The sequence below is a fragment of the Brevundimonas sp. genome (assembly GCF_041919755.1).
Lineage (GTDB): Bacteria > Pseudomonadota > Alphaproteobacteria > Caulobacterales > Caulobacteraceae > Brevundimonas.
The window spans coordinates 208,809-222,760 of record NZ_JAYRTD010000005.1; the positions used below are offsets into that span (position 1 = coordinate 208,809).

At 65.8% G+C, this 13,952-nt stretch carries 17 protein-coding genes; 1 reads left to right on the top strand and 16 read right to left on the bottom strand.

The features are described 5' to 3' along the window. Positions 1-32: 32 nt before the first annotated feature. From ACE3TH_RS08845 to ACE3TH_RS08870, 6 genes are all read right to left on the bottom strand, one after another. Positions 33-458 carry a MerR family transcriptional regulator gene (locus tag ACE3TH_RS08845; protein WP_374599306.1) on the bottom strand — a complete coding sequence of 142 codons (426 nt, stop codon included), beginning with the start codon at positions 456-458 and terminating at the stop codon, positions 33-35. A gap of 5 nt (positions 459-463) precedes the next feature. Next, positions 464-772, bottom strand: coding sequence for an integration host factor subunit alpha (locus ACE3TH_RS08850; protein WP_374599308.1), 309 nt, complete (start codon positions 770-772; stop codon positions 464-466). A 76-nt stretch (positions 773-848) separates the two neighbouring features. Beyond that, complete coding sequence (locus ACE3TH_RS08855) at positions 849-1,826, bottom strand: beta-ketoacyl-ACP synthase III (RefSeq protein ID WP_374599310.1); 978 nt, start codon at positions 1,824-1,826, stop codon at positions 849-851. Continuing rightward, entirely contained in the window at positions 1,823-2,866 is a 1,044-nt protein-coding gene (plsX, locus tag ACE3TH_RS08860) for a phosphate acyltransferase PlsX (RefSeq protein WP_374599346.1), read from the bottom strand. The genes ACE3TH_RS08855 and plsX overlap by 4 nt, the downstream gene beginning before the upstream one ends. Before the next feature lie 124 nt (positions 2,867-2,990). Next, complete coding sequence (locus ACE3TH_RS08865; RefSeq protein WP_374599312.1) at positions 2,991-3,506, bottom strand: DUF177 domain-containing protein; 516 nt, start codon at positions 3,504-3,506, stop codon at positions 2,991-2,993. Then, positions 3,503-4,042 carry a ubiquinol-cytochrome C chaperone family protein gene (locus ACE3TH_RS08870; protein WP_374599314.1) on the bottom strand — a complete coding sequence of 180 codons (540 nt, stop codon included), beginning with the start codon at positions 4,040-4,042 and terminating at the stop codon, positions 3,503-3,505. The genes ACE3TH_RS08865 and ACE3TH_RS08870 overlap by 4 nt, the downstream gene beginning before the upstream one ends. Positions 4,043-4,129: 87 nt before the next feature. Between ACE3TH_RS08870 and ACE3TH_RS08875 the strand changes: the two genes are divergently transcribed. Next, a complete protein-coding gene (locus ACE3TH_RS08875; RefSeq protein ID WP_374599317.1) occupies positions 4,130-4,609 on the top strand; it encodes an outer membrane protein assembly factor BamE in 480 nt (159 codons plus the stop codon). Positions 4,610-4,687: 78 nt separating this feature from the next. Here ACE3TH_RS08875 and ACE3TH_RS08880 read toward each other — a convergent pair whose 3' ends face one another. The 10 genes from ACE3TH_RS08880 to glyA form a co-directional block, all read right to left on the bottom strand. Then, a complete protein-coding gene (locus ACE3TH_RS08880; RefSeq protein WP_374599318.1) occupies positions 4,688-6,838 on the bottom strand; it encodes a sodium-translocating pyrophosphatase in 2,151 nt (716 codons plus the stop codon). Between the two features lie 179 nt (positions 6,839-7,017). Next, positions 7,018-7,443 carry a hypothetical protein gene (locus tag ACE3TH_RS08885; RefSeq protein WP_374599320.1) on the bottom strand — a complete coding sequence of 142 codons (426 nt, stop codon included), beginning with the start codon at positions 7,441-7,443 and terminating at the stop codon, positions 7,018-7,020. A 42-nt stretch (positions 7,444-7,485) separates the two neighbouring features. After that, positions 7,486-8,475, bottom strand: a complete 990-nt coding sequence (gene thiL / locus ACE3TH_RS08890) for a thiamine-phosphate kinase (RefSeq protein WP_374599322.1) — start codon at positions 8,473-8,475, stop codon at positions 7,486-7,488. Next, positions 8,475-9,002 (bottom strand): transcription antitermination factor NusB, encoded by a 528-nt coding sequence (gene nusB / locus ACE3TH_RS08895; RefSeq protein ID WP_296167682.1) that lies wholly within the window; start codon positions 9,000-9,002, stop codon positions 8,475-8,477. Before nusB ends, thiL begins: the two co-directional genes overlap by 1 nt. Further along, positions 8,999-9,463 carry a 6,7-dimethyl-8-ribityllumazine synthase gene (gene ribH, locus ACE3TH_RS08900; protein WP_374599348.1) on the bottom strand — a complete coding sequence of 155 codons (465 nt, stop codon included), beginning with the start codon at positions 9,461-9,463 and terminating at the stop codon, positions 8,999-9,001. The genes nusB and ribH overlap by 4 nt, the downstream gene beginning before the upstream one ends. Next, a complete protein-coding gene (ribB, locus tag ACE3TH_RS08905) occupies positions 9,457-10,590 on the bottom strand; it encodes a 3,4-dihydroxy-2-butanone-4-phosphate synthase (protein ID WP_374599324.1) in 1,134 nt (377 codons plus the stop codon). The genes ribH and ribB overlap by 7 nt, the downstream gene beginning before the upstream one ends. After that, positions 10,590-11,180, bottom strand: coding sequence for a riboflavin synthase (locus ACE3TH_RS08910; protein ID WP_374599326.1), 591 nt, complete (start codon positions 11,178-11,180; stop codon positions 10,590-10,592). The genes ribB and ACE3TH_RS08910 overlap by 1 nt, the downstream gene beginning before the upstream one ends. A gap of 113 nt (positions 11,181-11,293) precedes the next feature. Beyond that, entirely contained in the window at positions 11,294-11,929 is a 636-nt protein-coding gene (locus tag ACE3TH_RS08915; RefSeq protein ID WP_374599328.1) for a RibD family protein, read from the bottom strand. After that, positions 11,929-12,396 carry a transcriptional regulator NrdR gene (nrdR, locus tag ACE3TH_RS08920; protein WP_374599330.1) on the bottom strand — a complete coding sequence of 156 codons (468 nt, stop codon included), beginning with the start codon at positions 12,394-12,396 and terminating at the stop codon, positions 11,929-11,931. The genes ACE3TH_RS08915 and nrdR overlap by 1 nt, the downstream gene beginning before the upstream one ends. 6 nt (positions 12,397-12,402) lie before the next feature. Next, complete coding sequence (gene glyA / locus ACE3TH_RS08925; RefSeq protein WP_374599332.1) at positions 12,403-13,686, bottom strand: serine hydroxymethyltransferase; 1,284 nt, start codon at positions 13,684-13,686, stop codon at positions 12,403-12,405. Positions 13,687-13,952: the final 266 nt, after the last annotated feature.

Below are 13,952 nucleotides of genomic sequence, written 5' to 3' on the forward strand. Positions count from 1 at the left end.
GGGCTTGGCCGCGCCGCAAACGGAAAAATGGCTTAGTTGGCGCTTCTCATCAGAACGGCGTCCAGTCGGGCCCTCGCACCCTCGATCTCGGCCAGGGCCTGACGCAGCCGAACCGTCGCCCGACCCGATGGCGGTCTCGCATCCGGCACGGCCACAGCCTCTTCACCATCGAAACTGACCACGCCACCGGGGTCGCCGTAGCGCGCCAGCGCTTTCAGTCCCTGCTCCTTGTGCAGCCGCAGCACGCCCTTGATCGTCAGACCCTCGTCGTGCAGCAGGCGCTTGACCGCCTTCAGCAGCACCAGATCCTGCGGGCGATAGAACCGTCGGCCCCCGGCCCGCTTCATCGGCGCGACGAAGGCGAACTTCGTCTCCCAGAATCGCAGCACGTGCTGGGGCACGCCCACCTCGTCGGCGGCTTCGGAAATGGAGCGGAAGGCGTTGGGGCTCTTGGCCACGGGCGTCAGGCGCTCACGATCGCGTCGTGAACCCGGCCCTTCATGATCTGCGAGGCGCGGAAGCTGATCACCCGGCGCGGATTGATCGCCGCCGGTTCTCCGGTCTTGGGGTTACGGCCCATGCGCGCCCGCTTCTCGCGAACCTGGAAAACGCCAAAGCCGGACAGCTTCACGGTCTCGCCGCGCTCCAGCGATTCGATGATCAGTTCCAGAGTGCGCTCCACCAAGGCGGCGCATTCCAGACGCGACAAGCCGACCTCTTCATGGACGGCTTCACACAGGTCGGCACGGGTCAGTGTTTGCTGGTCGGTCACGAGGCCGCTCCCCTCCGAGGGTCGTTCGCCCCCATAAAAGGGCAAGCGCAGCCAAATGGAAAGCCGAATTTCCTGCCTAGAACCGGAAGGCGCAGGCCCCCCAGGTCAGTCCGCCGCCCATGGCCTCCAGCAGGACCATGTCGCCTCGCTTGATCCGGCCATCCTGAATGGCGGCGTCCATGGCCAGAGGAATCGACGCCGCCGACGTATTTGCATGGATGGCGACGGTCGAAATCACCTTGTTCTCGTCCAGACCCAGCCGGTCGCCGACACCCTTGATGATCCGTTGATTGGCCTGGTGCGGCACGAACCAGTCGACATCCGCCACCTCGATGCCCGACGCCTCGCAGGCCGCCGTGATCGCCTCGGCGATATTGACGACCGCGTGCCGGAAGACCTGATTGCCCGCCATCCGCAGATGGCCGACGGTCCCCGTCGTCGCCGGCCCGCCGTCGACATACAGAAGGTCCGTCTTGTTGCCGTCGCAGCGCAGGGCAAAGCCCAGCAGGCCCTGATCCGCCTTGGTCCCCTGCCCCTCGCGCGGTTCCATGACGAAGGCCCCGGCCCCGTCACCGAACAGGACGCAGGTCGACCGGTCGGTCCAGTCCATCAGCCGGGTCATCTCCTCGGCACCGATCACAAGGGCGCATTTGGCCAGGCCGCGCGCCACGAAGCCGTCGGCCACGCTCATCCCATAGACGAAGCCCGAACAGACTGCCTGAACGTCAAACGCAATGCCGACCGAAGCGCCCAGCTTGCGTTGCACGATCGAGGCGGTGGCCGGGAACGTCATATCCGGCGTCGTGGTCGCCACGATGATCAGATCGACATCGGTCACGGTCTTGCCCGCATCGGCAAGGGCTCGCCGAGCCGCCTCGACGGCCAGGTCGCTGGTCGGCTGGCCGTCACGCGCCTTGTGGCGCTGCTTGATACCGGTGCGCTCCTGGATCCATTCGTCGGAAGTATCGACGATCTGGGCCAGGTCGGCATTGGTAACGACCTGTTCGGGCAGGAAGGACCCGACGCCGGTCACGGCACTGCGCACTACGCTCACTGGAAAGGCTCCGTCACGGTCTGCGGCGCGGTCGCCGCCAGTTCCAGGGTCGCGGACAGACGTCCCAGGCTGTCCTGCACCTTGGTCAGATAGTCGCTGCGGGCCAGATCGACCGCGATGCGGATGGCGTTGGCATAGCCCTTGGCATCCGCGCCTCCGTGGCTCTTCACCACGATGCCGTTCAGGCCGAGCAGGGGTCCGCCATTAATCGAACTGGGATCGATCCGGCGCCCCATGGCCTTGAGCGCTGGCATGGCGATCGCCGCGCCGACCTTGGCCTGAAGGCTGGACGTCAGCGCCTCCTTCATCAGGGCCGAGATAAACCGCGCCACGCCTTCGGCCGTCTTCAGCGCGATATTGCCGGTGAAGCCGTCGGTGACCACCACATCGACCGTGCCCTTGGCGATGTCGTCTCCCTCGACGAAGCCGCGATAGTTCAGGCCCAAGCCGCCGTCGCGCAGAATGCGGCTAGCCTCGCGGACCTCTTCATGGCCCTTTATGTCCTCGGAGCCGACGTTCAGAATACCGACGGTCGGGCGCGCCACGCCATGCACGGCAGCATGGAAGGCCTCGCCCATGATGGCGAATTCGATCAGCTGTTCGGCATCGCTCTCAATATTGGCTCCGACGTCCAACACCGCAGTCACGCCGCGCAGCGTCGGCCAGCTGGCCACGATGGCCGGACGCTCCAGCCCATGGGCCGACATCCGCAGGATCAGCTTGGCGATGGCCATCAGCGCCCCGGTGTTGCCCGCAGAGACGACGGCGTGCGCCTCGCCCGTCTTCACGGTTTCGATGGCGTTCCACAGGCTGGAGCCCTTGCCGCGCCGCATAGCCTGGGCGGGCTTTTCTTCCATGCCCACGACCTTGTCGGTGTGCCGCACGTCAATCAGGTCGTCGCCCAGACCGCACTTCGCCATCTCTGCACGGATAGCGGCCTCGTCGCCATGCACCAGAAAGCGGACATCTTCGCCGCCGTGCTGTCTGCGATAGTCCCGGATGCCGGCGATCACGACGGGCGGACCGTGGTCTCCGCCCATGCCGTCGAGCGATATCAGAATGGAGGATGGCAAGCCGGTACGACTCCGTCGCGCCGGGGACTCGGGCGCATCGAGGCGGAAGGATAGACCCGCGCGGGCGGGATGCAACCACGCGGACCCTGCGTCAACCTTCGTCGGACGGTCTCAGTTGTTTCAGCACCGCGAATGGCGAAATTTCCGCCGGTTCCTCGGGCTGGACAAACTCCGCCCCCGGCTTGCGCGGAAACGGATCCAGCTTCAGCGCCAGCTGCTCGACGGCATACTGGCCCAGATCAATCTGCCCATCCTCGATCAGATCGGGCGCATCGTCATCCAGGGTGACATCGATCTCGTCACTTTCGGTTTCGACCGACTCGGTTAGCGGGATCGAGAACTTTGCATCGATATGGACCGGCAACAGCTCCAGCGTCAGACCACAGGTCTGGACCGCGTCAGCCCGTACTCGCCCCGACACGCGCCAACCGACATTGCCATGGGGTTCCAGCCGCATGTCCGCCTCAAAGGCATCCAGCGACGCCAGGTCCAGCGACTTGGCGATCCTTGCCCGCTCGGCCGCATCCGGCTCAAGTCGACGATCCAGTCCCGCACCGACCTGAATCAGGCGCACCGGAACACTGTAGGGCAAGCCGCTTTCGATCATGCCGCAATCTCCGCCCAGTCCGGGCTCTTCACCAGATCACTGAAACCCTGCGCGGCCAAACGCTGGCGGCTGGCCGCGGCGTAACGCGCCAGGGCGTCTCCGGTGGCGGGGTCGTCGCTTTCATAGACATTGCGGGCCAGCCCGCTGGCCAGCGCCGTGTGATCGCCGGCACGCAAGGGCGTCTCATAGGCCTGCATCCGGCCGTACATCGCCTCGCCCAGCTTGCGCATCTTCTTGCCGACGGAAGTGTCTCCCACGCCCAGCTCGCGCAGCGCGTGGTCCAGCGCCGACACATAGGCGTCGAACAGAGACTGCGCCGCCTCGGCCCCGCCCGCCTCGCCAGTCTTGTCCTCGTCGCGCAGACGCAGAATCAGCAGCAGGGCGTGCAGGGTGTAAAGTTCGAACCGCGCATCGATCCGGTCCGTGACCCCCAGCGTCGTGTAAAAATCGGGCTGGCGCGCCTGATCGACCGCCCTTTCATACAGGGCCTCGCCCATCCTGGCGTGGGGTCGGGATCGAAACAGTTTTGACAGCATGATCATACGGCCCCTTTTCCGCCGCGCCGTTGAACTAAGGCGCAGGTCCGGTTAGGTCAAAGACCTTGTTTTGTCGCAGGCTCGCTCATGCTCCGTACCAAGCTGACTTTCGCCGTTCTTTCAGCCGCTGTCCTGACCGTCGCCTGTGCCCCGACCGTGGGCCAGAACGGATTTCAGGCCATCGACGCGAAGCCGACGGATATCGTCGCGGGCACCGACACACGCCAGACCGTCCTGACCCGTCTGGGCTCGCCCTCGACCACCTCGACGTTCGAGAAGGACACCATCTGGTACTACATCAGCCAGACGACGGAAAAATACACCTACAACCGCCCCCAGGTTACGCAGCGTAGTGTGACGGAAATCACCTTCAACGAAGCCGGTCAGGTCGCGGCCGTCCGCACCCTGGGTCTGGAAGATGGTCAGCGCCTGGCTATGAACGGCAATGAGACCCCGACCCGCGGTCGCCAGCTGACCATCCTGGAACAGCTGCTCGGCAACGTCGGCCGCGGCCAGCTGCCACGCACCGACGAGGACGTTCCCGGCCAGCAGCGCCGCGACGACTAACGGCCAGCACCCTCCCCAAAAGAATAACGCCCCGGAGGTCTCTCTCCGGGGCGCATTTCGTTGAACCGTCGGGATAACCTAACCGATCTTCCCGCTCGCCAGCACCGCCAGCAGCAGCAAGGCCACGATGTTCGTGATCTTGATCATCGGGTTCACCGCCGGGCCGGAGGTGTCCTTGTAGGGATCGCCGACCGTGTCGCCAGTCACCGCGGCCTTGTGCGCTTCCGAACCTTTGCCGTGGACGACGCCGTTCTTGTCGGTGAACCCTTCCTCGATCACCTTCTTGGCATTATCCCAGGCCCCGCCGCCCGAAGTCATCGAGATGGCGACGAACAGGCCCGTCACGATCACACCCATCAGCATGGCCCCCAGCGCGGCAAAGGCATTGGCCTTGTCCGCCAGGAACAGCACGGCGACGAACAGCACGATGGGCGACAGCACCGGCAGCAGGGACGGCACGATCATCTCGCGGATCGCGGCACGCGTCAGGATGTCGACCGCCTTGCCGTATTCCGGCTTGGTCTCATAGGTCATGATGCCCGGGTTTTCACGGAACTGGCGACGCACCTCGGCCACGACGGATTCGGCCGCACGTCCCACCGCCATCATCGACATCCCGCCGAACAGGAAGGGCAACAGCCCCCCGAACAGCAGGCCGACCACGACATACGGGTTGGTCAGGTCAAAGGTTACCGCACCCATGTTAGCGAAGAACGGATAGTCCGCGGGATTGGCCGAGAAGTACTGAAGGTCCGACGTATAGGCGGCGAACAGCACCAGCGCGCCAAGGCCCGCCGAACCGATCGCATAACCCTTGGTCACCGCCTTGGTGGTGTTGCCAACCGCGTCCAGGGCATCGGTCGAATGACGGACTTCAGAGGGCAGGCCCGCCATTTCGGCGATGCCGCCCGCGTTGTCCGTCACGGGACCGAAGGCGTCTAGCGCCACGATCATCCCCGCCACGCCCAGCATGGTCGTGGTGGCGATGGCGATGCCGAACAGCCCGGCCAGCTGGAAGCTGACCACGATGCCGACGATGATCGTCAGGGCCGGCAGGGCCGTGGACTCAAGCGAGACGGCCAGACCCTGGATCACATTGGTGCCGTGACCCGAGACCGAGGCGTTGGCCACCGAACGCACCGGGCGGAAGTTCGAGCCGGTGTAAAATTCGGTGATCACCACGATCGCGGCGGTGACCGCCAGGCCGACCAGGCCGGACCAGAACAGGTTCATGGCCGGAATGGCCTCAGCCACGCCCGGCACGGTGATGGTCGCAGGCGTCATAGACGTGATGACCCACCAGACCGCACCGACCGACAGGACGCCGGTGACGATCAGGCCCTGATACAGCGCGCCCATGATGTTGTTGGACTTGCCCAGACGGACGAAAAAGCTGCCGATGATCGAGGTCACCACGCAGATGCCGCAGATCGCCAGCGGCAGCAGCATCATAGCTTCGACATAGGGCTGGTCGCGGAAGAAGATGGCCGCCAGCACCATGGTCGCCACCGTCGTCACCGCATAGGTCTCGAACAGGTCGGCGGCCATGCCGGCGCAGTCGCCGACGTTGTCACCGACGTTGTCGGCGATGGTCGCGGCATTGCGAGGATCGTCTTCCGGGATGCCGGCCTCGACCTTGCCGACCATGTCGCCGCCGACGTCCGCACCTTTGGTGAAGATGCCGCCGCCCAAGCGGGCAAAGATGGAGATCAGCGAAGCGCCGAAGCCCAGTGCCACCAGACCGTCGATGACCTCTCGGCCCGTACGCTCCAGCCCTAGACCTTCGGTCAGGACGGCATAATAGCCCGCGACGCCCAGCAAGGCCCCGCCCGCCACGAACATGCCGGTGATGGAACCCGAGCGGAACGCGAGGTTCAGTCCCTTGGACAGACTTTCCGACGCGGCCTGTGCCGTGCGCACATTGGCCCTGACGGAGATCAGCATGCCCGCAAAGCCGGCCAGGCCGGACAGAACCGCGCCGATGACGAAGCCGATCGCGGCCCATTCACCGATCAGCAGCCAGGCGGCGATCAGGATGACGACCCCGACCATGCCGATGGTGATATACTGCCGCCGCAGATAAGCGGATGCGCCCTCCTGGATCGCGGCGGCGATCTCGCGCATCTTGTCGTTGCCGGTACTGGCCTTCATCAGCGCCGCGGTCTGGACAAGTCCATAAAGGACTCCCAGCGCGCCTGCGGCGATGACCAGCCACAGATAATTGTTCATGGCGTTTCCAAACCCTGAGTGCATTGAGCGCCCGGATCCTTGGCGCGGCGGGCCTTTTTGGCCTCTTCCGCCTTCCGGTCCCCCCGTGCGCGACGGACGCGGAACTGCGTCCTGTGGGGATTGCGTCGGAAGACTGGCAAATGCGTCAACAGGACGCAACCACTTACGGTGAACGGCGATCAGCCGGCGCGGACACCGGTTCGGCGGCGCGGAGTCTGGCTGACGATCTCGACCCGCGCGACCTTGCCCCGCCCCGCGATGGTCGTGGCCGCCCGCATTAGGCTGGCCGCCACGGCTGCCCCGTCGACGACCGTCCAGTTGTTCGCGACCGTGAACGGCGTGCGATAGGCGGCGCGTACCAGGGCGTCGCGGAAATAGGGCTCCTTGACCCGCAGAGCCTCCGCCGTCGCGCCCGCACCCAGATGCAGCCTCAGCGAAACGAAGACATAGTTGCGGATGCGCCCCTCGGTGATCACCGGCAGACCCACACCTGCGATGCTCAGCGGCGCGGGCCCGGTCGGGGCATCCTCGCCAGCCAAGGCGTCGCCCGCCAGCAGACCGGCAGGCAGGACAGCGGAGGCAGCAATGAGGTCACGACGGCGCATGATATCCTAATACCCAACAGGGCTTGAGATTTCGTTTGCAGCCTAGCTGTGCGTGAACCCCGGCTTGGCCAAGGTCACGGCCTGACCTTGATAGCGCACGGTCATGCCCTTGCCCGCGACCACCTGACCGACACGCGTGAGGGGAATATGCCGACGGTCCGCCTCGCGCCGCAGAAGCTCCTCGCTGGCTGCGGGAGCGGTAAAGGCGATCTCATAGTCGTCGCCTCCAGTGGCCAGTTTCTCCAGCGCGGCCTGCGGATCGACTCTCTGCTCGAACCAGGCCTGGCCGGCCAGCGACAGGGGCGTGACCTCCAGGTCGATCTCCAGCCCAACCCCACTGGCCGAGGCGATATGGCCCAGATCCGCGATCAGGCCGTCGGACACATCGACGGATGCGCTGGCCAGATCGCGGATCGTCGTGGCGAAGTCGGTTTGGGGCATGGGTCGGCGATAGTGTTCGACCAGGGCGATGATCCGCTCCATCTCCAGCGACAGCTTGCCCTGCGCCGCCTGCAGACCCAGCCAGCCGTCGCCGATCGCGCCCGTGACCATGACCACATCGCCGGGCCTGGCTCCCGCTCGCCCGACCGTCCGTCCCTTCGGCGTCCATCCCATCAGGGTCAGGGAGAAGCTGGCCGGCCCCTTGGTCGAGACGGTGTCGCCGCCCAGCAGTAAAACTTCGAAGATCGCCTGATCACGCCGCAGGCCGTCGACGAAGGCCTCCCGCTCGGGCCAGCCACAGCGGTCGGACCAATGGCAGGCCAGCATATAGCCGAAGGCTTCCGCTCCCTTGGCCGCCAAGTCAGACAGGTTTACCCGCAACAGCTTCTGCGCCACTGTGTCCAGAGGGTCTTCGGGCAGAAAGTGCACCCCCTCGACCATCGCATCCTTGGTCAGGACCAGATCGAAGCCGGCCCGCGACGGCACAACAGCAACATCGTCCTTCAGTTCCCTGCCCCATTCGGGATGGGCCAGGGGCGCGAACAATCGCCGGATGGTCTCGAACTCACCGGCGACATCGACCGAGGGCATCAGGCCGCGCGTACGTCCCGCGCTACCCCATCCAGGGCAGCATTGACGAACTTGGCCTCCGCCTCGTCGAAGAAGGCCTTGGCCAGCTCGACATATTCGTCGATCACGATCTCGCGCGGCACGTCGGGGCGCGACCGCAACTCCCACGCTCCGCTGCGCAGCAGGGCGCGCAGGGTCGAGTCCAGCCGCTCCAGCCGCCAGTTGGAGGCCAGACGCGCCTTGACCGCCGCATCGATGGCCGACTGCTCACCGACCACGCCACGCACAATCTGGGCGAAATAGTCCTCGTCCGCCTCGGCCAGGGGCTCGCCTTCGATGTCGGCGTCGAAACGGTGGTTGGAGAATTCGGTGATGACCGTGTCCACGCCCTCGCCGGCCAGCTCCATCTGGTACAGGGCCTGGACGGCGGCCAGACGCGCGACCGTCCGGGCACGCCTCTGACGGCTGCTCAGCTGCGGCTCGGCATTGGCCTTCTGGTTTTCTGCCAGTTGTTCGAGGACGGATTGAATGCTGTTGGGCTGGGTCACGAGCCCAGTCCTACGCGAAGCCGCTTGCGCAGCGCAATCAGGTCCAGGGCCGCGCGGGCCGCGCCGCCGCCCTTGTCCCCCTCGCTGATCCGGGCGCGCGCCCAGGCCTGATGCTCGTCCTCGGTGGTCAGGATGCCGTTGCCGATGATGATGCCCTTCAGGCCCAGATTGCGGATACCGGCCGCCGACTGATCCGAGACGATCTCGAAATGATAGGTCTCGCCACGAATCACGCAGCCCAGCGCGACATAGCCGTCATAACGCGGCGCGGTCGGATAGCGGCCGGCCTCTTCGGCGAGGGCAATGACGGTGGGCACCTCCAGCGCGCCGGGCACGGAAACGACGTCGAACTGCACCCCCTGCTCGCGCAGGGCATCCTTCGCGCCTTCCAGCAGGGCGTCGGCCAGATCGTCATAGAAGCGCGCCTCGACAATGAGGACGCGGATGGGTTCACTCAGGATTGCTCTTCTCCATCCATGCTGCGCCAGCCGACGATGCGTAGGCCATACCCCTCCAGAGCGGTGGGATTGGGGCGGGTAGAGCTCATCACGATCATGTCGCGTACGCCCAGGTCCAGCAGGATCTGCGCCCCGACCCCGTAGTTCTTCAGCGAACGATCCGCCGCCTGCGGCCGGGGCACCCCCGACAGCCGCTCGGCCAAGCCATGCAGGTCCGGGTCGCGCAGGAAGACGGTCACGCCCGCCCCGTCATGATCCGAAATCGCCTTGAGAGCCTGGGGCACATAGTCTTGCCGCGCTTCGACGTGGCCCAGAATGTCGGCAGCGAAATCGACCTGGTGCATGCGCACCAGCGTCGGCTTGCCGGCCTCGACCTTGCCCTTGACCAGGGCGATATGCTCGGCCCCCTCGATGGTATTGCGATACAGCATCAGGCGGAACGGCCCGCCGTGGACGCTGTCGAACGGCGTATCCATGACCCGCTCGACATAGCGTTCGGTGCGGCGGCGATAGGCGATCAGATCGGCGATGGTACCGATCTTCAGGCCATGCAACTGGGCGAAGGCGACCAGATCGGGCATCCGCGCCATCGACCCGTCGTCGTTCATGACCTCGCAGATCACGCCCGCAGGCGTCAGTCCGGCCATGCGGCTGATGTCGACCGCCGCCTCCGTATGGCCGGTCCGCACCAGAACACCGCCGTCCCGCGCGACCAGCGGAAACACATGCCCCGGCGAGACGATGTCGTCGGCTCCCTTGGTCGGATCGGAGGCCACCTGCACGGTCCGGGCGCGGTCAGCGGCGGAAATCCCCGTCGTCACGCCCTCGCGCGCCTCGATGGAAACGGTGAAGGCCGTCCCCATGCTGGTGCGATTGTCGGCGGCCATGGGCGGCAGGCGAAGCTGCCGCGCGCGGTCACTGGTGATGGCCAGACAGATCAGGCCCCGCGCATGGCGGGCCATGAAGTTGATCTGGTCCGGGGTCGCGAACTGGGCCGGGATGATGACATCCCCCTCGTTCTCGCGGTCCTCGGCATCCACCAGGATGTAGGGACGCCCATTGCGGGCATCCTCCAGAATGTCCTCGATGGGACTGATCGGACTGTCATTCATGTTCGCGGCCAATTGCATCACGCCGTCTCCTGCCACCGCGCGAGGTATCGCGCCAGCATGTCGATCTCCAGATTGACCGGATCCCCGGCTTTCAGAGTGCCCAGGGTGGTCGCCTCCCAGGTATGCGGGATGATGTTCAGGCCGAAAATCGCGCCCTCGACGGCGTTGACCGTCAGGGACACCCCGTCCACGGTGATCGAGCCCTTGGCGGCGATATAGCGGTGCAGCGGGGCCGGAGCCTCGATCTCTATCCGGTGCGACCCGCCGTCCGGCGTCACCGAGACGACGCGGCCCAGACCATCCACATGGCCCGAGACGATATGGCCGCCCAGTTCATCGCCCAGTTTCGCCGCCCGCTCCAGATTGACCCGATGCCCCTCGGCCCAGCCGCCCAGAGTGGTCTTCGACAGCGTCTCACCCGACACCTCGACCGCGAACCAGCCGGGCCCTTTCTCGGTGACCGTCAGGCAGCAGCCCGCATGGCTGATCGAGGCCCCCAGATCGATGGTCGCCGTGTCCCACACGGTCTCGACCTCATAGCGGTGGTCACGGTCCGTCTGGCGCACGGAACGCACGCGGCCGATGTCGGTGATGATGCCGGTGAACATGTCAGGCGTGCCTGCTTAGACGTGGACGAAAAACAGAGTCCACTGGGTCCACTGAGTCCGCATGGGAGGTCGTCGCTCGATCCTTCTCACCAGCGCCGGTGGGCCTGCAAGGGCTAGCGAACCGCTTCATAGCGTTCCCACAAATCGTCTCCGAGGGGTTCGGCCGACAGACGACGGAACTTGGGGGCGTTGCCCAGCTTCGCAAGGGCCAGGCCGGCGATACAGGGGCGTCCCTCCGCGCCGAGGAGGATAGGCGCGCGAAACCACTCCAGTCGATCGATGCAGCCGGCGCTGATGAAGGCGGCCGCCACCTGCCCTCCCCCTTCGATGAGCACGGAGGTGATATTGCGCTCGGACAGAGCGCCGATGATGGCCTCGATGATGGGTCGGCCATCGGCTGACGCGACCCGGACGACTTCGGCGCTACCGACGGGATGCGGCTCGGTGGCGGTCAGGATCAGGGTATTGCCGGATGCGACCTTAGCCGACGAGGGTGTGCGGAGGCGGCTGTCGAGGACCACACGAAGGGGCTGAGCGACGTCACGCCCCTCTTCCCCCAACCGCACCGTCAGTTCCGGATCGTCCGCCAGCACCGTCTCGACCCCGACCAGTATGGCCTCATGCGCCGCACGCAGCCGATGCCCCTGCGCCCGCGCCGCCTCGCCCGTGATCCAGCGGCTCTCGCCCGACGGCATGGCGATGCGACCGTCCAGCGACGTCGCCAGTTTCAGTGTCACCTTGATGGGCATCAGCCCTTGCCCGGCTCGTCCAGCCCTTCGTCGCCCAGGAAGCGGGCGAAGTCGCCGGTGGCGCGGAAATCCTTGTAGACCGAGGCGTATCGCACATAAGCCACTTCATCGACCGACTTCAGTGCCTTCATGATGAAGTCGCCGACGGTCGAGGAATGGATTTCCGTCTCGCCCAGGCTCTCCAGCTGGCGCACGATCCGCGACACCATCTGCTCGACCTGCTCCGGCTGGACCGGGCGTTTGCGCAGCGCGATGCCCAGCGACCGCTCCAGCTTGTCGCGGTCGAAGGGCGCCCGCCGCCCGTTGCGCTTCAAGATCATCAGTTCGCGCAACTGGACCCGCTCGAAGGTCGTGAAACGCCCGTTGCACTGCGGGCACGACCGTCGGCGCCGGATGGCCGCGCCGTCGTCCGACGGGCGACTGTCCTTCACCTGGGTGTCGGCATGTCCGCAGAAGGGGCATTTCATCGCGGGCTATCCGTAGATCGGGAAGCGCGCGGTCAGTTCGCGAACTTCGCCTGCCACGCGGGCCTGAACCGCCGGATCGGCCTCGTCCGTGCCCTTCATGGAATCGATCACATCGGCGATCCAGTGGCCGACCTGCTGGAACTCGGCCACGCCAAAGCCGCGCGTCGTGCCAGCAGGTGTCCCTAGGCGAACACCAGACGTCACGGTGAAGGGCGCGGTATCGAAGGGCACGCCATTCTTGTTGCAGGTCATCAGGGCGTGTTCCAGGGCGGCCTCAGTCGCCTTGCCCGTCACGCCCTTGGGCCGCAGATCGACCAGCATCAGGTGGCTGTCGGTGCCGCCTGAAACAATGGCGGCCCCACGCTCGACCAGAACGGCGGCCAGGGCCCGGGCATTGTCCACGACCTGCTGGGCGTAGGCCTTGAACTCCGGCTTCAGCGCCTCGCCGAAGGCCACGGCCTTGGCCGCGATCACATGCTCCAGCGGCCCGCCCTGCAGGCCCGGGAAGACGGCGGAGTTGATCTTCTTGCCGATCTCGGTGTCGTTCGACAGCACCATGCCGCCGCGCGGACCACGCAGGGTCTTGTGCGTCGTGGTCGTGACGATGTGGGCGTGCGGCAGCGGGTCGGGATAGACGCCTCCGGCGACCAGACCCGCATAGTGGGCCATGTCGACCATCAGATAGGCCCCGACACTGTCAGCGATCTCGCGAAACCGCTTGAAGTCGATATGACGCGAATAGGCGCTGGCCCCGGCGATGATCAGCCTGGGCTTCTCGCGCTCGGCCATTTCGGCGACGTTGTCGTAATCGATGAGGTGATCGTCCTGGCGCACCGTATAGGTGACGGGCCGAAACCACTTGCCCGACTGGTTGGCGGGGCTGCCGTGCGTCAGGTGGCCGCCCGCCGCCAGATCCATGCCCAGGAAGGTGTCGCCGGGCTGCAGCAAAGCCTGGAACACCGCCTGGTTCGCCTGGGCCCCCGAGTGCGGCTGGACGTTGGCGAAGGCGCAGCCGAACAGTTCCTTGGCCCGCGACCGCGCCAGATCCTCGGTCACATCGACGTATTCGCAGCCACCATAGTAGCGACGCCCCGGATAGCCCTCGGCATATTTGTTGGTCAGGACCGACCCCTGCGCCTCCAGCACCGCCTGCGAGACGATGTTCTCGGACGCGATCAGCTCGATCTGTTCCTTCTGCCGCGCCAGCTCGCCCTGGATGCCGGTGAAGATGTCGGGATCGGCGGCGGCGAGGCTTTTCGCGAAATAGTCGGCGTGGGTGAAGGCGGTCACTGGAATCCCCGAGGCTTGAGCGGCGATCCATTTAGGCCTGACGCGGGTTCACCACAACATCTTGTGGGTCAGCGCGACGCCAAGGCTCGTTTCAGCTTGGCCAGGGCGATCCGTTTCAGCTCGTGCTGTTCGGTCAACGGTGACGTGCCCCTGAGTTTTCATCCAGCGGCGACCAGAGTCCTTGGGTTAGTTACGCCTCGCAGCGTGGGGTGAGCAACAGGCCGGGCCGCGCAGCTTTCATCCTGCGCAGCGGGTCGGCCTGTTGC